This is a genomic window from Halomonas sp. C22 (assembly GCF_007655045.1).
Taxonomy (GTDB): domain Bacteria; phylum Pseudomonadota; class Gammaproteobacteria; order Pseudomonadales; family Halomonadaceae; genus Vreelandella; species Vreelandella hamiltonii.
Map to the genome: position 1 here is coordinate 175,579 of NZ_VBVC01000004.1, position 20,367 is coordinate 195,945.

General features: G+C 61.1%; 17 protein-coding genes. 6 read left to right on the forward strand and 11 right to left on the reverse strand.

The window, feature by feature from the left end; genetic code table 11:
• Nucleotide 1 precedes the first annotated feature (1 nt).
• The 11 genes from FEU76_RS10155 to FEU76_RS10205 all read right to left on the reverse strand — a co-directional run bounded on the left by FEU76_RS10155 (nucleotide 2) and on the right by FEU76_RS10205 (nucleotide 11,627).
• Complete coding sequence (locus tag FEU76_RS10155; protein WP_144982680.1) at nucleotides 2-700, reverse strand: electron transport complex subunit E; 699 nt, start codon at nucleotides 698-700, stop codon at nucleotides 2-4.
• A complete protein-coding gene (locus FEU76_RS10160) occupies nucleotides 697-1,332 on the reverse strand; it encodes an RnfABCDGE type electron transport complex subunit G (RefSeq protein WP_144982683.1) in 636 nt (211 codons plus the stop codon). Before FEU76_RS10160 ends, FEU76_RS10155 begins: the two co-directional genes overlap by 4 nt.
• Nucleotides 1,329-2,357 (reverse strand): RnfABCDGE type electron transport complex subunit D, encoded by a 1,029-nt coding sequence (locus tag FEU76_RS10165; RefSeq protein ID WP_144982686.1) that lies wholly within the window; start codon nucleotides 2,355-2,357, stop codon nucleotides 1,329-1,331. The genes FEU76_RS10160 and FEU76_RS10165 overlap by 4 nt, the downstream gene beginning before the upstream one ends.
• Nucleotides 2,354-4,021: an electron transport complex subunit RsxC gene (gene rsxC / locus FEU76_RS10170; protein ID WP_144982689.1), complete on the reverse strand. Its 1,668-nt coding sequence runs from the start codon at nucleotides 4,019-4,021 to the stop codon at nucleotides 2,354-2,356. The genes FEU76_RS10165 and rsxC overlap by 4 nt, the downstream gene beginning before the upstream one ends.
• Nucleotides 4,008-4,589: an electron transport complex subunit RsxB gene (rsxB, locus tag FEU76_RS10175; protein WP_096923051.1), complete on the reverse strand. Its 582-nt coding sequence runs from the start codon at nucleotides 4,587-4,589 to the stop codon at nucleotides 4,008-4,010. Before rsxB ends, rsxC begins: the two co-directional genes overlap by 14 nt.
• Nucleotides 4,589-5,176 carry an electron transport complex subunit RsxA gene (gene rsxA / locus FEU76_RS10180; RefSeq protein ID WP_096923050.1) on the reverse strand — a complete coding sequence of 196 codons (588 nt, stop codon included), beginning with the start codon at nucleotides 5,174-5,176 and terminating at the stop codon, nucleotides 4,589-4,591. The genes rsxB and rsxA overlap by 1 nt, the downstream gene beginning before the upstream one ends.
• Complete coding sequence (locus FEU76_RS10185; protein ID WP_144982692.1) at nucleotides 5,173-6,762, reverse strand: diguanylate cyclase domain-containing protein; 1,590 nt, start codon at nucleotides 6,760-6,762, stop codon at nucleotides 5,173-5,175. Before FEU76_RS10185 ends, rsxA begins: the two co-directional genes overlap by 4 nt.
• 146 nt (nucleotides 6,763-6,908) lie before the next feature.
• Nucleotides 6,909-8,945 (reverse strand): methionine--tRNA ligase, encoded by a 2,037-nt coding sequence (gene metG / locus FEU76_RS10190; protein ID WP_096923048.1) that lies wholly within the window; start codon nucleotides 8,943-8,945, stop codon nucleotides 6,909-6,911.
• Between the two features lie 83 nt (nucleotides 8,946-9,028).
• On the reverse strand, nucleotides 9,029-9,310 hold the full coding sequence (locus FEU76_RS10195; RefSeq protein ID WP_039178116.1) for a hypothetical protein: 282 nt from the start codon (nucleotides 9,308-9,310) through the stop codon (nucleotides 9,029-9,031).
• Between the two features lie 132 nt (nucleotides 9,311-9,442).
• Nucleotides 9,443-10,624, reverse strand: a complete 1,182-nt coding sequence (locus tag FEU76_RS10200; RefSeq protein WP_096923047.1) for a 1-acyl-sn-glycerol-3-phosphate acyltransferase — start codon at nucleotides 10,622-10,624, stop codon at nucleotides 9,443-9,445.
• Between the two features lie 64 nt (nucleotides 10,625-10,688).
• Nucleotides 10,689-11,627 carry a recombination-associated protein RdgC gene (locus tag FEU76_RS10205; RefSeq protein WP_144982700.1) on the reverse strand — a complete coding sequence of 313 codons (939 nt, stop codon included), beginning with the start codon at nucleotides 11,625-11,627 and terminating at the stop codon, nucleotides 10,689-10,691.
• Nucleotides 11,628-11,811: 184 nt separating this feature from the next.
• On the opposite strand from FEU76_RS10205, the gene FEU76_RS10210 reads away from it, so the two are divergent.
• From FEU76_RS10210 to cmk, 6 genes are all read left to right on the forward strand, one after another.
• Complete coding sequence (locus FEU76_RS10210; protein ID WP_144982702.1) at nucleotides 11,812-12,246, forward strand: acyl-CoA thioesterase; 435 nt, start codon at nucleotides 11,812-11,814, stop codon at nucleotides 12,244-12,246.
• 153 nt (nucleotides 12,247-12,399) lie between these two features.
• Nucleotides 12,400-15,099, forward strand: a complete 2,700-nt coding sequence (gene gyrA / locus FEU76_RS10215) for a DNA gyrase subunit A (protein WP_144982704.1) — start codon at nucleotides 12,400-12,402, stop codon at nucleotides 15,097-15,099.
• Complete coding sequence (serC, locus tag FEU76_RS10220; RefSeq protein ID WP_144982706.1) at nucleotides 15,083-16,186, forward strand: 3-phosphoserine/phosphohydroxythreonine transaminase; 1,104 nt, start codon at nucleotides 15,083-15,085, stop codon at nucleotides 16,184-16,186. The genes gyrA and serC overlap by 17 nt, the downstream gene beginning before the upstream one ends.
• A gap of 5 nt (nucleotides 16,187-16,191) precedes the next feature.
• The gene (gene pheA, locus FEU76_RS10225) at nucleotides 16,192-17,283 is read left to right on the forward strand and encodes a prephenate dehydratase (protein WP_039178103.1); all 1,092 of its coding nucleotides are present in this window, start codon (nucleotides 16,192-16,194) and stop codon (nucleotides 17,281-17,283) included.
• Nucleotides 17,280-19,568, forward strand: a complete 2,289-nt coding sequence (locus FEU76_RS10230; protein ID WP_260851396.1) for a bifunctional prephenate dehydrogenase/3-phosphoshikimate 1-carboxyvinyltransferase — start codon at nucleotides 17,280-17,282, stop codon at nucleotides 19,566-19,568. Before pheA ends, FEU76_RS10230 begins: the two co-directional genes overlap by 4 nt.
• Nucleotides 19,558-20,247 carry a (d)CMP kinase gene (cmk, locus tag FEU76_RS10235; RefSeq protein ID WP_096923040.1) on the forward strand — a complete coding sequence of 230 codons (690 nt, stop codon included), beginning with the start codon at nucleotides 19,558-19,560 and terminating at the stop codon, nucleotides 20,245-20,247. The genes FEU76_RS10230 and cmk overlap by 11 nt, the downstream gene beginning before the upstream one ends.
• The last annotated feature ends 120 nt before the right edge of the window (nucleotides 20,248-20,367 follow it).

Genomic DNA, 20,367 nt, shown 5'->3' on the forward strand with positions numbered 1-20,367 from the left:
ACTATTTGATGATGCCAGTGACCCGGACGCGGCGTTCGCTGCGCTCGTGGGTGGGGGAGGGCTGTGCCTTGCGCTGGCGCTGGTCGAGGACATTCTTGAGCGCGATCAGCAGGCCCGCAACGAAAAAGGCCCCTGGCGGCAACATGAAAAACAGAAACTGATAGTCGCCCATCACCGTTATCTGCCACTCGGCGGCCCTGGGGCCCAGCAGCAGATGCATGTTGTGGAACAGCGTCCCCTGGCCCAGCAGCTCTCTGATCCCTCCCAGCAAGACCAGCACCCAGCCGAACCCGAGCCCCATCATGAACCCGTCCAGCGCCGCAGGAAGTACCGGCTGGCGCGAGGCAAACGCATCGGCACGTCCCAGGATGGCGCAGTTGGTCACGATCAATGGGATGAAAATGCCCAGAATTTGATAGAGCGAATAGGCAAAGGCAGCCATCAACAGCTCGGCGCAGGTCACGAAGGCGGCAATGATCATCACGAAGGCGGGTAGCCGCACCGCGCTGGGCACCTGATGGCGAATCAACGAGATGGTCGTACTCGCCCCGACCATGACCAGCAGGGTGGCCAGCGCCAGCCCCAGTGCGTTGACCACGCTGGCGCTCACGGCCAGCAGCGGGCAGAGCCCCAGTAGTTGCACCAGGGCCGGGTTGTTGCGCCAGAGCCCTTCCTGGGTCAGCTGTTGCCATGGGGTCATGTCTCTGGCTCCTCGATGGTGATGGGCAAACGGACCTCATGGGCATAGCGCAGGGCATCGTGAACGGCATCGATGACCGCGCTTGGGGTGATGGTGGCCCCGGTGAAGCCATCGAACGCACCGCCCTGTTGTCGCACCGCCCAGCTTTCGGGGGGCAGACTGTGGCGTGTCAAGCCATCGAAGCGAGTGATCCAGTCGCTGCGCTGGCGTTCGATGGCATCGCCTAGCCCTGGCGTTTCCTGGTGCCGAGTGACCCGAACGCCGCTGATACGGCCCTCATGGTCAATCCCCACCAGCAGGTGAATGGCTCCGCTGTAGCCCTGGTGGGTGATGACCGGCAGGACGACGGCAGCCTCGTCTGCGTGGTGAACATACCAGCCGTGTGTGGGCGCGCGGTGGCCCAGCCGCCCGGGCTCAGGCAGCTCGAAGGTGTCTTCCAGCAGCGATGCTTGTGAGTCCGTGACCAGCGAAGCTGGCAGCACTGCCTGCAGCTGGCGATATTGATAGGCCAACTGGTGCTGCTCGATACGCTCGGCGGTCAGCGCCCGAGTCAATGCCACGCTGCCTGCCGTTACCAGCGCAAAGGTGCCCAGCGCCAGCGCCCCACGCCACATGGCTTGATAGAGCGTCATGGGCGCTTCGCCTGGGGTCGGTGCCCTGTGGGACGATGCCCTGTAGGAACAGGAGCGCTGTAAAGATCCAGCAGCGGCACGCAAAGGTTCATCAGCAGCACGGCAAAGGCGACGGCATCGGGATAGCCGCCGAAGGTGCGGATGATCATGACCAACACCCCGATGCCGATGCCGAACAACAGCTTGCCGCGCCGACTGGTCGCCGCCGACACCGGGTCCGTGGCAATGAAGAAGGCACCAAACAGGGCAGCCCCCATGGTCAGATGAAACAGCGGAGAGGCGTAGTGGTCGCTGTCCAGGCCGTAGAGCAGTGCCGCTATCAGTGCCATGCTACCCAGCATGGCAACCGGAATATGCCAACTGATCACTCGTTTGAACAACAGCAGCAACCCGCCTGCCAGCCACGCCAGCGCGATCATGCGCCAGGCCTGTACCGTGTCTTCCAGCGCAGCCGCCGCCCAGAACTCATCTGCCCCTGTCAGTCCTTTATGCTTGAAGGCATCCAGTGGCGTGGCGCCACTCAGCGCGTCCAGCTCGGCAGCGGAGAGGGTGCCGCTGACCTGGGCCCAGAGTGTCGCCATCGAACCTGCCTGGTGCGGCACTGGCCACAGCGTCATGTAGGTTGGAAACGAGACCAGCAGCAGGGCGTAACCCACCATGGCCGGATTGAACGGGTTGTGCCCCAGCCCTCCATACAGCTGCTTGGCGACCACCACCGCGGCGATGGCCCCTACCGCCAGCAGCCACCAGGGGCTACCGGGGGGCAGCGAGGCACCCAATAGAACGCCCGTCAGCAGGGCGCTGCCGTCGGTCAAGGTAGCGACCACGCGGCGACGGCGCAGGGCGAGTATGGCGGCCTCTGCCAGCATGGCAACGCCGGCGGCCACTGCCACGTTGGTCAGCACCCCCAGCCCAAAATAGAAGGTCATGGCCAGTAGCCCCGGCAGGGTCGCCAAAATGACCCAGCGCATGATCGATGCCGAGGAGGGGGCAAGGCCCAGCGTCGAGGCCTGGAGCATGCTCATGGTGTCGTTTGCTCCCGTTCGCGGGCTCTGGCATCGGCCAGTCGGGCATCCGCGGCGAGCAGGTTTTCCTGGGCAGTGGCCAGCTGCATCTCCAGATCCTCCTGGGATTGTTGAGGGTCTTCTGCCACGGCGCGAGCCAGCGCTTTCTCGGCTTTTTTGACCGCCGCCCTGGCCGCGGTCTGTGCGATGCGCAAGCTGCGCAGGTCAACGGCTGGCAGCTCTGCGGCGCGGGGCTCGGCACCCGATGACGACGGCTGACGCTGCTGGGCAAGCCGCGCCTGGCGGCGAGCCTGCTTCTCCGCCTCTTCCCGGGCCAGCCTGGCCTGGCGGAACTCGAAGCGGTGGCGAGCGTGCTCTGCCTTGGCGGTTTCGATACGCTTCAAGCGGATCCGCTGTTTGGCCGTGCGGTATTCCGCCACCAGCGGGATATGGCTGGGGCATACGAAACTGCAGGCGCCGCATTCGATGCAGTCGAACAGGTGCTGTTTTTCCAGAGCCGCGTCATGGCCACTTTGCGCGTGCCAATGCAGCTGCTGGGGCAGCAGCTGCACCGGGCAGACGGTTTCGCAGGCACCGCAGCGAATACAGGGGGAAGCGTCTGGCGCCGGGGGCAGTTCCTGGCGGGTGGCGGCAATCAGGCAGTTGGTGGTTTTGATGACCGGAACGTCCAGCGATGCCAGCGCTCTCCCCATCATGGGCCCACCCACCACCACTTGATGCAGGGCATCCGGCGCCAGCCCCGTCTGCTGAAGCAGACCCGCTATCGGGGTGCCCAGACGTACCCAGTAGTTGCCTGGCCGTTCGATGGCCTCGCCTGTCAGGGTGACGATGCGCTCGACCAGCGGTGTGCCCTCGCAGATGGCTTGCTGGGCCGCCAGCAGCGTCCCCGGGTTGTGACACAGAACGCCCACATCCGCTGGCAGGCCGCCGCTGGGCACGTCTCTGCCCAGCAGCTTTTTGATCAGCTGTCGCTCGCCCCCGCTGGGGTAGCGGGTTTCGATTACCTCGAGCGTCACCGGAATCGGTGATGGCACCTGGGGCAGCGCCGCCTGCAGGGCTTGGCATGCCTCGGGCTTGTTATCCTCGATACCCACGACGATACGCGACGCGTCACACAGGGTGGCCAAAATTGCCGCGCCTTCCAGCACCTGGGCGGCATAGTGGCGCAGCGTCATGTCGTCGGCGGTGATGTAGGGCTCGCACTCGGCAGCATTGACCACCAGCGTATCGATGGGTTGTTGCAGGCTGACCTGCGCTTTGACGTGAGTCGGAAAGCCAGCCCCGCCCAGCCCTGCCAGGCCGCTGTCGTCCAGGCGCGCCACCAGCGCTGAAGGCTCCGCCCGCCGCCAGTCGAGCGGCGCCAGCCGCTGCCACTCATCGTCGCCATCGCCTACGATCGTCACCGACTGAGGACTGACCTCACGCACGGTGCCGCTCAGGCTGGCATGCACATTGGCCGATACCAGCCCACCTTTGCGGGCCACCACAGTGCCCACCTTCACGCGCTCGCCTGCGGCCACGCAGGGCAGGGCGGGCTTGCCGACATGCTGATCGAGGGGCAACACCACTCGAGCAGGCAGCGGGGCCACCCTCAGCGGCGCGGTGAGTGAGCGCTGCTTGCGCTCGGGCGGATAAATGCCGCCGGGAAAATCATGACGGGACATGAGCACTCCCTGGCGTTGCGCGGTCGCTGATAATGGGCTCCCACTGACTCAACGGCTTGCGTCGTGGCAGCATGTCGATGCAGTCCACCGGGCAAGGGGCAACACATAAATCGCAGCCGGTACATTCGTCTTCGATGACCGTGTGCATCTGTTTGGCCGCGCCGATGATGGCATCCACCGGGCAGGCCTGAATGCATTTGGTGCAGCCAATGCACTCGGCTTCGCGGATGAAGGCCACACGATCTTCGCAGGGGGCTTCGCCATCCAGGGGCGCTGGCTCGCGACCCAGCAGCTCGGCCAGAGCCACTACCGTGGCGTCTCCGCCGGGCGGGCACTTGTTGATGGCATCGCCCTGGTTGATCGCTTCGGCGTAAGGGCGGCAGCCGGGGTAGCCGCACTGGCCACACTGGGTTTGTGGCAGCAGCGCATCGATCTGCTCCACCAGGGGATTTTCATCCCCCTTGAAGCGCGCGCTGGCCAAACCCAGCAGCGCCCCGAACAGCAGGCCCAGAGTGGTCAATGCGCCAACGGCGCTGGCGACCCCCCACCATGACAATGATTCGCCCATCACGATGCCCCCTGCACCAGGCCGGAAAAGCCCAGAAACGCCAGCGACATCAGGCTAGCGGTCACCATGGCAATGGCGGCGCCCTGGAACGGTTTCGGTATGTCGGCACTGGCCAGCCGTTCACGCATGGCGGCGAACAGTACCAGCACCAGCGAGAAACCAGCTGCCGCGCCCAGGCCATAGAGGGTGGTGTGGAAGAAGCTCAGTTCGCGGTTGAGCGACAGTAGCGCCACCCCGAGCACGGCGCAGTTGGTGGTGATCAGGGGCAGGAAAATACCCAGCACTTGATGCAGCAGCGGGCTCAGCTGGCGCACCATGATCTCGGTGAACTGTACGACGGCAGCAATGACCACGATAAAACTGATCGTTCGCAGGTAGGTAATGTCCAGCGGTACCAGCAGGCCGTGGTACACCACGTAGCTGGCCGCCGAGGCCAGGGTAAGCACGAAGGTGGTGGCCAGAGACATGCCCATGGCCGACTCCAGCTTGTTGGAGACACCCATGAAAGGGCATAAGCCAAGAAACTGGACCAACACGAAATTATTGACCAGCGCGGTGCTGATCAGGATGACAAACAGTTCGTTCATGGCGGCGTATTGTGCGTGGAACTGGCGTCGCTGGCTAGCGGAGATGCAAATCGAACGGCGCGGTGCCGGCCTTGCGCCTTGGCCAGGTACAGCGCCTGGTCGGCGGTGCTCATGACGGCGCTTGGCTGAGCCGTCTGGCTATCCTGCAGCGAGCCAACGCCCACGCTGATGGTGACATGATGGCAGACGGGCGATGTTGCATGGGGTAACGCAAGTTGGTCGATGGCCGCGATGATGTCCTGGCCAAGCTGCAGGGCTTGCGAAGGCTCCGTGGCAAGCAGCAGGGCGCTGAACTCTTCGCCACCGGTGCGGGCAATCAGATAGCCACGCCCAGCGGCGCAGCGCTCGAATACCTGCCCCACCTGTTCAAGGCATCTATCGCCCTGCACATGCCCGTAATGGTCGTTGTAGAGTTTGAAATGATCGATATCCAGCATCATGACGGCCACCGGGTGCTGCTGGGCATCTGAGATGGCAGCCTCCAGGCGCTGGTCGAACAGCCGCCGATTGGGCAAGCCTGTCAACGGATCATGGGTGGAGAGTGTCAGTAGCTCGGCGTTCAACCGATGCTGGCAGGCAAGCTGGTGGTGAAAGGCGCGTGACAAGGTGCCGATCTCATCCCCCCGCTCTACCAGGGTGAGCGTTGCCGCCTCTGCTGGCGCCAACTGTTGGGTGAAGTGGGTCAACTGGCGCAAGGGCTTCAGTACCAGCCGCTCCAGCACCAGCAGTACCAGTCCGATGACCAGGGACATCAGCACGGCCGTCCATATCAGAACGTAGTTGAAGGTCGTCAAACTGCTCAGATAGCCATGGCGATTGAGCTTGATTCCCAAGGCTAGCTGGCTGTCATTGCCTAGCGTCGGGAAGTATTGTTCGGCATAGGCCGTGTCGTCGGAGAAGGTCAACTGTGCTTCCGGCGGATGTGTTGCGTCCGTCACCGACAGCGCGATGGGCAGCCCTGTGTAATCCGCCATGAGGGCTTGCCATGAGTCGTTCAGCGCACGTAGCTTGAACAGCCACCCTACAGCGGGGCCACTCTCGTCGGTTTGCAGGATAGGGCTACCCGCCAGCAAGGCTGGCCACCCTTCGATGGCGATGTGGACCTCGTTGGCATGGCCCTCCTCGATGGCCAGTTGCATGGTCTGAGTCCAAGGCGCCATCCAGGCGCACTCGCCGGTGGCTGAGGTACAGGTGCTGAACTGGCCTGTTTGCGGGTCGATGCCCGATAGCAGATACAGCTCACCGTCGAGGGTGAAGAGCGCCATGAGCTGATAGCGCATGTCCTCGAACATTTGCGCGCTAAAATTCACCTCGGTGAAGCCCGGGTAATCGCCTTGCAGGAAACGATAGGTATCGTCCCAGTGTGCCCAATCACGTACTTGTGCATGCAGCTGCTGTTGGCTCAAGACCAGGCCGCGGGCGGTGCGATCCAGCTCGCGGTGAGCGGCGGCCCTTTCTTCTGCCTGCAGAGCAGGAAAGATCAGCCAGTGACTCAGCGCGCCCAGTGCCAGCATGGCGCACAGCAATACGCTGCCCAGCAGGGCAAGAAAGCGAAAACGCAATGACAAAGGCCAGCGTTGAACCATGGGTGCACTCAGTCCTGTTGTCGCGATGAAGGTAGCGTCGTGAAGCCCCTTCACTCTCCTTGACTTTCATTTTCCTCAAACAGCAAGGGGCAGGCGGTTGGCCATGCCCCTTGCTGGCGTCTGCTGCGCGACTGATCAGGCCAGGCTCAGGTGACTCGCTGACCGGGCTCCGCGCCAGAGTCGGGAGACAGCAGATAGATGCCATCGTTGTTGGCGGAAGCCAACACCATACCTTCTGACAGGCCGAAGCGCATTTTTCTCGGAGCCAGGTTGGCGACCATGACGGTCAGTCGTCCTTCCAGCGCTTCTGGAGAATAGGCCGAGCGAATGCCGGAAAAGACGTTGCGGGTCTCGCCGCCCAGGTCGAGGGTCAGCTGCAGCAGCTTGTCTGCGCCTTCCACGTACTGTGCCTTGGCGATACGCGCAATCCGCAGGTCGACTTTGGCGAAATCGTCGAAGCTGATCTCGGCGGCGATGGGATCCTCGGCCAGCGGGCCTTTGGGCGTATTCTTGAGTTTCTGCTCTTCCACCAGATCCTCCTTGGAAGCGTCGATCATGGCGTCGATCCTGTCTCGCTCTACCCGGGTCATCAGCGGTTTGAATTTGTTGATGGCGTGGTTCACCAGTACGCTCTGGCGGCTTTCCCAATCGAGGGTATCCAGCGCCAGAAACTCGCGGGCTTGCTCCGCCATGCTCGGCACCACCGGCGCCAGATAGACCATCAGCTGGCGGAACAGGTTGATGCCCACCGAGCAGATTTCCAGCACTTCCTGTTCGCGTCCGTCCTGCTTGGCCAGTGCCCAGGGCTCTTTGTCAGCGATGTAGGTATTGGCTTCATCGGCCAGCTCCATGATCTTGCGCATGGCGCGGCTGAATTCCCGCGCTTCGAAATCGGCAGCGATATCCTCACCGGCCGAGATGAAGCGGGCAACCATGGCCGGTTCAGCGCAATGTTCGGAGAGCGTTCCGCCGCCGAGCTTTTTGACGAAGCCTGCACAGCGGCTGGCGATGTTCACGACCTTGCCGACCAGATCCGAGTTCACGCGCGCGGCAAAGTCATCGAGGTTCAGGTCGAGGTCGTCGACCTTGGAGGTCAGCTTGGCGGCAAAGTAGTAGCGCAGATACTCGGGGTTGAGGTGCTCGGCATAGGTGGCAGCCTTGATGAAGGTGCCACGGGACTTGGACATCTTGGCACCATCCACGGTCAGGAAGCCGTGACAGTTGACCGCCGTGGGCGTACGGAACTCTGCCCCATGGAGCATGGCCGGCCAGAACAGGGCGTGGAAGTAGACGATATCCTTGCCGATGAAATGGTAGACCTCCGCGTTGGAGTTCGGCTGCCAGAAGCTGTCGAAGTCGATGCCCTGGCGGTCACACAGGTTCTTGAAGCTGGCCAGGTAGCCGATGGGGGCATCCAGCCAGACGTAGAAATATTTGCCGGGCGCATCCGGGATCTCAAAGCCGAAATAGGGCGCGTCCCGAGAAATGTCCCATTCATTGAAGCCGGATTCGAACCACTCCATCAGCTTGTTGCGAATCTGGGGCTGAACGTGACCGTCGTTGATCCACTGTTGCAAGAACTCGGCGAAGTCCGGCAGCTTGAAGAAGTAGTGGGTCGAGCTACGCACCTCGGGCGTGGCGCCGGAAATGGCGGACACCGGATTGATCAAATCAGCGGGGGTATAAGTAGCGCCACACTTCTCGCAGTTATCCCCGTACTGATCGTCAGCATGGCATTTGGGGCAGGTGCCCTTGATAAAGCGATCCGCCAGGAACAGGCCTTTCTGGGGGTCGTACATCTGCTCGATGTCGCGGGTCGCAATATGGCCCTTGTCGCGCAGGCGCTTGTAGATCAGTTCGCTGTAGTGACGGTTCTCTTCGGAGTGGGTGGAGTGGTAGTTGTCAAAGCCCACGCCAAAGCGAGCAAAGTCTTCCTGATGGTCCTGAGAGACTCTTTCGATCAGCGCTTCTGGGGAGATGCCTTCCTGCTCGGCTCGCAACATGATGGCCGTGCCATGGGCGTCGTCGGCGCATACGTAGTAGCACTGCTGGCCACGGCTTTTCTGAAAACGTACCCAGATGTCGGTCTGGATGTACTCAAGCAGATGACCCAGGTGGATGGCACCGTTGGCATAGGGCAGTGCGCTGGTCACCAGAATGTTGCGTGGAGCAGTGTTGGACATGGTGAAGGTTGATTCCGTCTAGGCAAAACAAATAAATGGAGTGAGATAAACGTGTGTCGCCACCTGGCATGCAGCCAGCGAAACTAGTACAGCGCCTGCTCTTCCTGAACCACTTCGCGCAGCAGTTCCAGAAACAGCTTGTCGGCATCGGAGTGCTCGGCAGGGTCTTCAGGGATGTGCACGCTGGTGGTGTCGGAAATTTCATTGGCAATGCGCGCCATGATGGCGGGGCTGCTACCTTCCGACAGCTGCTGACGGGCGATGGTCAGCGACTGCTCGAGGATTTTGGGATCCTGAAGAAGCTTGCGAATGAATCCACGCAGTTCGTTGATAATACGAGTTTTTTGGATTTCTGATGCGGACATGGGAGTCTCCTTAAGACCACGCCAGGGTAGGTGCCCTAGCGAGACCAATGAATGCCTTGACCATAGCACTTTTTTGCATGTTGAGCATGCAAAGTCACATGACCTGCCCAACACGACCGATGAGCAACCGGATTACAGGCTCAGCCTGCCAGCCTTGTGCTTGACGGGGTTGGCATACTGCTCCAGCCAATAGGGTCGCAGTGCTTCCGGAACCTCGGCAAGCCGCGCCTTGAAGCGTTCGCGGTCCTGGCGGGTGATCGACTTGCGGGCCACCAGCTCGGGTGCTTCGCCCAGCGCTTCCAGGGCCAGGTAGTGGCTCGGGAAAAGCCGATAGCCACCGATGACCTGGCGGTCGATCTCGGCGGCGACTTCATCAGGGGTCTCCATGTCCGAGCCTACCGGGCTGCCAAAGCGCAGCTGAACGCGACCTTTGGAGCCGGTGATGCCGGAGACGATGGAGCGGATGTCTTCGAATTCGCTTTTGGCATAGCGGCCGTGGGTTGCGATGTCGTGCAGTTCTTGAGCTTTTTGCACGTCACAAGGGTCGTATTCATAGCTGATGGATACAGGCACCAGCTTGAGTTCCGCTACTGCTTCACCAAAGACGATGTCGCGCTCGGCAAGCCGTTTGGCCATGATCAACATCTTGATGATGGCGGGGTCGGTACGGTCGATGCCGTTCTTGGCGCGACCTTCCCGCTGGGCCATCCAGATGGAGTGGTTGTCGTCGGTGATCGAGTGGCGAATGTAGCCGGACAGCTGCTGGTAGGCGGCCAGCATGGCACGTTTTCCTCTGGCGCTGCGCGGCACGATGAAACTCTTGTTCAGACGCATCAGGTCCGTGACGTAGGGCTTCTTCAGCAGGTTGTCGCCAATCGCGATACGCACGGTGTCACGACCCGCCTGGTAGAGCGCATAGTTGACGAATGCTGGGTCCAGCGAAATGTCACGGTGGTTGCCGATGAAGAGATAAGCACTGTGCTCGTCGAGCTTGTCCAGGCCTGAAACGTCAAAGGCAGTGGTGGTGGTGCGTATCATCCGCTCCATGTAACGGGCAATGCGCATCTGAAATTCATGCACACTGGTTACGCCCTTGACCTCACGACGCACCGCGTGACCGGCCAGTGCCCTGGCCAGGGGCGGAGCCCATTTGGCCATGCGTGGCAGGCGAAAGCGGGTCAAAGCGTCCAGAAGCTCAGTGTCGCGAGAGAGCCGGGCAATAACTTCAGGAACCTCATGATCCATATAGGGCCGAATGTCGGCCCAGGGGTCACTCGTGTCGTCTGCGTGAGGAGCGTTATTGTGTTGAGTCATGCGATCCGTAACGTGTCAGCAAGTAAATGAACGATTCACCGAGAAGGTATGGGGTTGCCCATCATTAGGTGCCAGATAGCGCACTCGGTTCCCGCTGGGCTTCACCGCCCAGCCACTCCATGAGACGGCGAATGTCCTCGGACAGCGACTGAGCCATCAAGATGAAATCGGTTTCCAGGCGTGCCAGAGCGTCGTCACCATCATCGGCATGGTCGGCCTCTTCGATCAATGCATCGCCGAAACGCAGAGATTTCAGAGCAAGGTCATCGTGAAGCACGAAGCTCAGGCGGCCCTCTATCTGCATGGCCAGCTTGCTCGCCTGACGGCCGCTTTCGAGCAGCTGCTGTATTTCGTCGCTATCCAGATCCACTTGTCGGGCGCGCAGTACGCCATCATCGCCTTTCGCCTTCAGCTCGACCTGGTCGCCCAGCTGCAGGTCGGCGGGGCGGCTGGCGGAGTCACCCAGCCAGGTCGTCATGGCGCGTATCGGCAACGTCTGGCTGCTGAGTGGCGTTGCCTTGAGGCTGCCCAGGGTTTCCCGCAGCAGGTCCAGCACGTCTTCGGCGCGGGTGCGCGAGCTGGCGTTGATGCCGATCAGCTGGTGCTGGGTGTCCCACCAGAGGTCGATTTTCTGGCTGCGCACGAAAGCGCGGGGCATCAGCTCTTCGGTGACCTGCTCCTTGAGAGCGGTCTTTTCCTTGCGCGTTACCTTGCGTCCTTCGCTGGCTTCGATGTCGGCGACTTTCTCATCGACTTCTTCCTTGACCACCGAGGCAGGCAGCAGACGTTCCTGGCGCAGTGCCGAAAGCAGCCGATGTCCCTGGATCTCGTGCAGGCGCTGCCCGCCGCCCAGACGGCCTGCGGGCGCGGTCCAGCCTAGTCGGCGAGCATCCGCATTGCCCAATGGCTTGGCGGCGTGTTCATCCAGCGCGTTGGCCAGGGTGTGGCTGTCGAGCTCGGGCGCGCCGTGCAGGCGATATAGATGCAGGTGCTTGAACCACATGTCACCAATCCTGTTTAAAAGGTGGCACATTATGTCGAAAGCAGGCCTTTCCTGCCAGCACTCTGGTGTGCCGTCATGTTGTTGCACTGGTTTTAAACTTGTGTTTGATTTGCGTGGGGTATGTTGCCTGTCACTGGCAGGTGCCTGCGCCTGCTGATCACTGTCATCAATAAAAGAGGTTGTCATGTCTGAAGCGATTTCCAGCGTTACCATGCGGGTGCGGGGCTACCATCTGGACGGCTATGGCCACGTCAACAATGCGCGCTACCTGGAGTTCATGGAGGAGGGGCGCTGGGCATTTTTCGATGAGCACCCTCAGCTGATGAAGCAGCTGCACCAGGCAAAGCGGGCGTTCGTCGTGGTGAATCTGAATATCGATTACCGTGCGGCAGCCTTGCAGGGAGATGACTTGACGGTGCAGACCGGCATCATCGACGTGAATGAGCGCAGCGCGCTTTGTCATCACCGCATCGTGCGTCAGGATGGCAGCGTGGTGGCCCAGGCGGATCTGACGTTCGTGCTGCTGGACATGCAGCAAAATCGCGCGGCGTCCATCGAGGGCGACGTGCGTGAAGCGCTCATGGGGCTACAGGTCGGCAAAGAGGCCTTTTTGGCTTAAATAGCAATGGAGGTGTCACCGACTGCCCTTGATGCGTATGCAGTGGTATGATGTGAGCGACTCTGCGCGCCGCCTTGATGGTTAGCTAAAGGCGGCATTTTCAAGCGCTTTCAACTCTCGCAGTGCCAATGCAGTGCAAAGGATCTGACTTTCATGGGTGACATCGCCAGAGAAATCTTGCCCGTCAATATTGAAGACGAGCTCAAGCAGTCGTACCTCGACTATGCGATGAGTGTCATTATTGGTCGTGCGCTCCCCGATGTGCGCGACGGCCTCAAGCCGGTTCATCGCCGTGTGCTGTTTGCCATGCATGAGCTGGGGAATGACTGGAACAAACCGTACAAGAAGTCGGCGCGTGTCGTCGGCGATGTCATCGGTAAGTACCACCCCCACGGTGACAGTGCGGTGTATGACACCATCGTTCGCATGGCACAGCACTTCTCCATGCGTCACGTGCTGGTCGATGGTCAGGGTAACTTTGGTTCCATCGACGGCGACAACGCGGCTGCCATGCGTTACACCGAGGTGCGCATGGCGCGCCTGGCCCACGAGCTGCTGGCGGATCTCGAAAAGGATACCGTCGATTGGGTCGATAACTACGACGGCACCGAACGTATCCCCGAAGTGCTGCCCACCAAAGTGCCGAACCTGCTGATCAACGGCTCCTCGGGCATTGCCGTGGGCATGGCCACCAACATTCCTCCCCATAACATGCGGGAAGTGATCGATGGTTGCCTGGCGCTGATCGACGACTACACCTTGACCGTCGATGACCTCATGCAGTACATCCCCGGGCCAGATTTCCCCACCGGCGGCATCATCAATGGCCGTGCCGGTATCCTGGATGCCTACCGCACCGGGCGTGGACGCATCTACGTTCGTGCTTGTCACACCATCGAACACGATGACAAGACCGGGCGTGATCACATCATCGTCACCGAGCTGCCTTATCAGGTGAACAAGGCACGGTTGATCGAAAAGATCGCCGAGCTGGTCAAAGAGAAAAAGATCGAGGGCATTGCCGAACTGCGCGACGAGTCCGACAAGGATGGCTTGCGTGTGGTGATCGAAGTCAAGCGCGGTGAGTCTGGCGAGGTCGTGGTCAATAACCTGTTTGCCCAGACCCAGCTTCAGAACGTCTTCGGTATCAACATGGTGGCGCTGGAAAATGGCCAACCACGCACGCTCAATCTGAAAGAGATGCTCGAGGCGTTCATCCGCCATCGTCGGGAAGTCGTCACGCGGCGCACCCTGTTCGAACTCAAGAAAGCGCGTGAGCGCGGCCATCTGCTGGAAGGCCTGGCCGTCGCCATCTCGAACATCGATGAAGTCATCGAGCTGATCAAGGCATCGCCCAATGCCGCCGAAGCCCGCGAGAAGCTGCTGGACAAGGTATGGCAGCCGGGCCAGGTGACGGCCATGCTGGAGCGTGCCGGTGCCACTTCCTGCAAGCCCGAAGACCTGGATGAAGGGTTTGGACTGAATCCCTCGGCCACCGAGTATCGCCTTTCGCCTGCTCAGGCTCAGGCGATTCTGGAACTGCGTCTGCACCGCTTGACCGGCCTCGAAACCGAAAAGCTGCTGGATGAGTACCTTTCGATTCTCGAAAAGATTGCCGAGTTCACAGAAATTCTTGCCTCTGCCGACCGCCTCATGGAGGTGATTAGGGAAGAGCTGCATGCGGTGCGCGACCAGTTTGGCGACGACCGTCGCACGGAAATTCAGGCCAGCCACCTGGATCTGTCCATCGAAGACCTGATTGCCGAAGAAGACATGGTGGTCACGGTGTCGCGTTCGGGCTACGCCAAGACGCAGCCGCTTTCGGACTATCAGGCCCAGCGTCGGGGTGGTCGCGGCAAGTCCGCCACGGCCATGAAGGACGAGGACGTCATCGAGCATCTGCTGGTTGCCTCGACCCATGACACGGTGCTGCTGTTCTCCAACCGTGGCAAGGTGTATTGGCTGAAGGTGTACGAGATGCCCAACGCCAGCCGTGGTTCACGCGGCAAGCCGTTGGTGAACATGCTGCCGCTGGAAGAGGGCGAGTCGGTCAACGCCATCCTGCCTGTGCGTGACTACGACCCCGAGCACTATATTTTCTTCGCTACCGCCAACGGTACCGTCAAGCGCACCAGTCTCGAGCAGTTCTCTCGCCCGCGTAGCGTGGGCTTGATTGCCATCGATCTGGAAGAGGGCGACCGCCTGGTGGGGGCTGCGATTACCTCGGGCAGCGACCACGTCATGCTGCTCTCCTCCAACGGCAAGGCGATCCGTTTCGAGGAAGGCAACGTGCGCGCCATGGGCCGTACCGCTCGCGGTGTGCGCGGCATGCGTCTGCTGGACGACGCGGAAGTGATCAGCCTGATCATTCCCAAGAGCCAGCAAATCGATGCCGAAGCGGATGCCGATGCCGAGCAGGAAGCCCCGGCAGATACCGCCGAGCTGGCGCAGAGCGATGGTCAGATCTACATCCTCACCGCCAGTGTGAAGGGCTATGGCAAGCGCACGCGCCTCGAAGAGTTCCCGCTGCGTGGTCGCGGTGGGCAGGGTGTGATTGCCATGCAGACCAGTGAGCGCAACGGCGCCCTGGTGGCGGCCATGCAAGTGTATGACAGCGATGAAATGATGCTGATCACCGACCGTGGCACCCTGGTGCGTACGCGGGTGGAAGAAGTGTCGATCACGTCGCGTAATACCCAGGGCGTGATGCTGATTCGCCTGGGCAAAGAAGAGCAGCTGGTGAAAACCGTGCGTGTCGATGAGCCCGAAGATACGGGAGCGCCCGAGGCGGTCGAGCCAGACGAACAAGACAATGGCGCACAGGAACCGGGAACCGATGACACGTCATTATAATTTTTGCGCAGGGCCCGCGGCCCTGCCTGTTGCCGTACTGGAGCGCGCTCGCAGTGAGCTGCTCGACTATCAGGGGCGCGGTTTGTCGGTGATGGAAATGAGTCATCGCAGCGATGAGTTCATTGCTATTGCCGATCAGGCAGAAGCCGATCTGCGGTCTCTGCTGGGCATCCCTGATCAGTACAAGGTGCTGTTTCTTCAGGGCGGTGCCAGCATGCAGTTTGCCATGCTCCCAATGAACCTGCTGGGTGGGGGCGGTAGTGCCAACTTCATCCAGACGGGCATTTGGGGCAAGAAGGCGCTGAGCGAAGCCAAGCGGCTCGGTTTTGCCTGCCATGTGGCGGGCAGCAGCGAGTCCAATGGACATCTGGCGGTGCCTGGCGAAGCTTCCCTGTCGCTCAGCAGCGACGCGGCCTACCTGCATTACACTTCCAATGAAACTATTGGCGGGCTGGAGTTCGACTACGTGCCAGACGTCACCCGTGCCGATGGCAGCGACGTGCCCCTGGTCTGCGACATGTCCTCCAATATCCTGTCGGGGCCTGTCGATGTCAGCGACTTCGGGGTGATTTATGCCGGGGCGCAGAAGAACATCGGTCCGGCGGGATTGACCATCGTGATCGTCCGCGATGACCTGCTGGGCAAGGCGCCTGCAAACGTCCCTTCGCTGTTCGACTACCAGATGCTGGCTGATGCAGGCTCGATGGTGAATACCCCGCCTACCTACGCCTGGTACCTCTCGGGCCTGGTGTTTCAGTGGTTGAAAAACGACATTGGCGGGCTGGACGCCATGGACCGCATGAACCAGCGCAAGGCGCAAAAACTTTACGCGGCCATCGATGGCAGTGACTTCTACAGCAATCCTATCGCCACAGCCAATCGGTCGCGCATGAACGTGCCGTTCGTGCTGGCGGATGACCGGCTGGATGGTGCCTTCCTCAAGGAGGCCGACGAGGCCGGGCTGCTGAATCTCAAGGGTCACCGCAGCGTCGGTGGCATGCGTGCCAGCTTGTATAACGCGGTGCCGGAAGATGCGGTGGATGCGTTAATTGCCTTCATGGCAGATTTCGAACAACGAAGAGGCTAACCCCCATGTCCGATACGCCGATCAATCTCGACGACTTGCGTCAACGTATCGACCAGCTGGATGGCGATATTCTGCGTTTGATCAGTGAGCGGGCCAACTGTGCCCAGCAGGTGGCTCACGTCAAGCTGGCTCAGGACAAGGATGCGGTGTTCTACCGTCCGGAGCGCGAAGCCCAGGTGCTGCGCCGTATCATGGCGTTGAACAAGGGGCCTTTGGACTCCGAAGAAATGGCGCGGCTGTTTCGCGAAATCATGTCTGCCTGCCTGGCGCTGGAGCAGCCGGTCAAGGTGGCTTATCTCGGGCCTGAAGGCACCTTCACCCAGCAGGCCGCGTTGAAGCATTTCGGTGAAAGCGCCGTCAGCCTGCCGATGGCAGCCATCGATGAAGTGTTCCGGGAAGTGGAGGCGGGGGCCGTCAACTATGGCGTCGTTCCCGTCGAGAACTCCACCGAAGGGGTGGTCAATCACACCCTCGACACGTTCATGGACTCTTCCATCAGGATTTGTGGTGAAGTGGTGCTGCGCATTCACCACCATCTCTTGATCAGTGAAACCACGCGTCAAGAGAAGGTGTCACGCATCTATTCGCACCCTCAGTCGTTCGGTCAGTGCCGCAAGTGGCTGGATGCCCACTACCCTCATGCCGAGCGGGTGCCGGTCTCTTCCAACGCCGAAGCCGCCAAGCTGGTGAAAACCGAGTGGCACAGCGCCGCAATTGCCGGCGACATGGCCGCCAAGCTGTATGGCCTCGAGCGCATTGCCGACAAAATCGAAGACCGGCCGGATAACTCCACGCGCTTCCTGATCATTGGCAATCAGGACGTGCCCATGTCGGGCGAAGACAAGACCTCCATCGTCGTGGCAATGCGTAACCAGCCCGGTGCGCTGCACGATTTGCTGGAGCCCTTCCATCGCCACAAGATCGATCTGACGCGTATCGAAACGCGGCCCTCGCGCACCGGTGTGTGGAACTACGTCTTCTTCATCGACTTCAAGGGCCACCGTGACGAGCCCCAGGTGGCTGCGGTGCTGGAAGAAGTTCGCCTTCGCGCCTCTGAACTGCGGGTGCTGGGTTCCTACCCTCAGGGTGTGCTGTGACGGTTCCACCTTCTCTTGCACCTCGGGTGGCGTGTGTCGAGCCGCGCATTCTGATTGTCGGCCTTGGCCTGATCGGCGGCTCGTTGGCCGCCGCATTGCGTGCCTCGGGCTACGCTGGCCAGATCATCGCCTGCGACCCCAATGAGCAGGAAGTGGCATTGGGCATCGAGCTGGGGCTGGTGGATGCGGGCGGTGTCGAGCTCGCCAACTGCTTGAAAGACGTTTCCATGGTCGTGCTGGCGGTGCCGGTGCTGGCCATGGAAGGCGTGATGAGCACGCTGTCGCGTTCTCTCGATCAGGCGGCTACCGATGTCGTGATCACCGATGTAGGCAGTACCAAGGCCACCATACGTGACTGCGCCGAGCGCGTATTCGGCCGTGTCATGCCCAATATCGTGCTGGGTCATCCTATTGCGGGCTCCGAGAAAAGCGGTGTGGCAGCCGCCAATCCATCGCTGTACGTCAATCACAAGGTGATCCTGACGCCGGAGCCGGATGTCGACCCGGTAGCGCTGGCGCGAGTAGAAACCCTGTGGAGAGCCTGCGGCGCCGACGTGCTGCAAATGAGCGTCGAGCGCCATGATCAGGTGCTGGCGCGCACCAGTCACTTGCCCCACTTGTTGGCGTTTTCACTGGTGGACACGCTGGCGCGGCAGGACGAGCGGCTGGATATCTTCCGCTATGCCGCGGGTGGGTTTCGTGATTTTACCCGTATTGCAGGCAGTGACCCGGTCATGTGGCGCGACATTTTCGTGGCCAATCGTGACGCCGTGCTCTCTTCTCTGGATGATTTCGAGGCGGGGCTCAAGCGGCTGCGTCAGGCGGTGGAAAGTGCCGACAGCGATGCGATGATTGCCACCTTCGACCGAGCCAGTCATGCTCGCCACTATTTTGATACGTTATTGAATAAAACCAGTTATCAGGCGGAATATCATATGCAACCACACGGTCAAGTGACTTATCGCGTGCAGCCAGGCGGCCAGGCGCAGGGGCGTTTGCGGGTGCCGGGCGATAAATCCATGTCTCACCGCTCGATCATGCTTGGCGCGTTGGCCGAAGGGGTGACCGAGGTCAAAGGCTTCCTGGAGGGCGAAGATAGTCTGGCCACCTTGCAGGCCTTTCGTGAAATGGGGGTGGCCATCGAAGGCCCGCACCAGGGGCGTGTGACCATTCATGGGGTTGGTATGCACGGCCTCAAGGCGCCGGCAGGCCCGCTATATGTAGGTAACTCTGGCACCGCCATGCGCCTGTTTGCCGGGCTGCTGGCGGGTCAGGCGTTCGATAGCGAATTGACCGGTGATGAGTCACTCACCAAGCGCCCCATGGGGCGTGTGGCAGACCCGCTGCGCCTGATGGGAGCGACCATCGACACGGCAGAGGGTGGCCGTCCGCCATTGAAAATTCATGGCGGCGCTGCGCTGAAAGGCATTCATTATGATATGCCCATGGCCAGTGCTCAGGTGAAGTCGTGCCTGCTGCTGGCAGGGCTCTACGCCGAGGGAGAGACCCGCGTGCGCGAGCCAGCGCCGACCCGCGATCATACCGAGCGGATGCTCAACGGGTTTGGCTATGCCGTCTCTCGCGAGGGCGACACCTGCTGGCTGCAGGGAGGCGGTCAACTGACGGCGGGGCCGATTGACGTACCCTCCGATATCTCTTCGGCTACCTTCTTCCTGGTCGCCGCGGCCATTACCCCAGGTTCCGACATCACGCTGGAGCACGTGGGTATCAACCCGACGCGTATCGGTGTCATCAATATTCTGACCCTGATGGGCGCTGACCTGACGCTTGAAAACCAGCGCGAGGTAGGCGGTGAGCCCGTGGCCGACATCCGTATTCGCCATGCGCCGCTGAAAGGTATCGATATTCCTGTCGATCAAGTGCCGCTCGCCATCGATGAGTTCCCGGCGCTGTTCATTGCGGCGGCCAATGCACAAGGCACCACGCGGCTGCGCGGTGCTGAAGAGCTGCGCGTCAAAGAGTCAGATCGTATTCAGGCCATGGCAGATGGTTTGGCGATTCTGGGGGTCGAGCATACGGTCGTGGAAGACGGCATCGACATCATCGGTAACGCTGACGAGAGCGTGCCGAGTTACGGCGGTGGCCGCATCGATAGCCTCGGGGATCACCGCATTGCCATGGCGTTTGCGATTGCCTCCCTGCGCGCGGGTGCCGAGATCGTCATCGACGATTGCGCCAACGTGGCGACATCCTTCCCTGACTTCGTTGCGCTGGCTCAGCGTATCGGGATGCGTGTCGATGTGGAGGGCGTCCATGGCCGCTAACGTACCTGTGCTGACGATCGATGGCCCCGGCGGTGCCGGTAAAGGCACGATCAGCAGTCTGGTGGCTGAGCGACTGGGCTGGCATCTGCTGGACAGCGGTGCGCTCTATCGGTTGACGGCCCAGGCGGCCGTCAAGCATCACGTGGCGCTGGATGACGAAGCGGCGCTGGCCGATATTGCGGCAACCCTGGACGTTGCTTTCCCCGTGGAAGAGGGTCAGCCACGTACGCTGCTGGAAGGCGAAGACGTCAGTCGGCTCATTCGTACCGAGCAAGCGGGCGAGTGTGCTTCCCAGGTGGCCGCATTGCCGCAGGTGCGCGCGGCGCTACTTCAGCGGCAACGGGATTTCTGTCAATTCCCCGGCCTGGTGGCGGATGGGCGCGATATGGGTACGGTGGTGTTTCCAGAGGCGCCGCTGAAGATTTTTTTGACCGCCAGTGCGGAGGAAAGGGCGCGTAGACGGCATCTGCAGTTGCAGGAATCAGGGGTGGATGCTAGTCTGTCGAGTCTTTTGAAGGAGATTCAGGCACGCGATGCACGCGACACGCAGCGCAGTGTGGCTCCGCTCAAGCCGGCAGATGATGCCATTACGCTTGACACCACGCGCCTGAGTATACCGGAAGTGGTTGATCAACTGACCGAGCTGCTTGCCCAACGGGGCATGTTTGACGGCGCTTGATTCTCCCTTGCGGCGTTTTTGGAAAGGTGTCACGACGTGGCAGGGCGACAGTAATATCTTAGTGAGCCCGGTCAGGTCCAACCAGCGCTAACGCCTCCAGAAGCTGAATGACATTAGGCC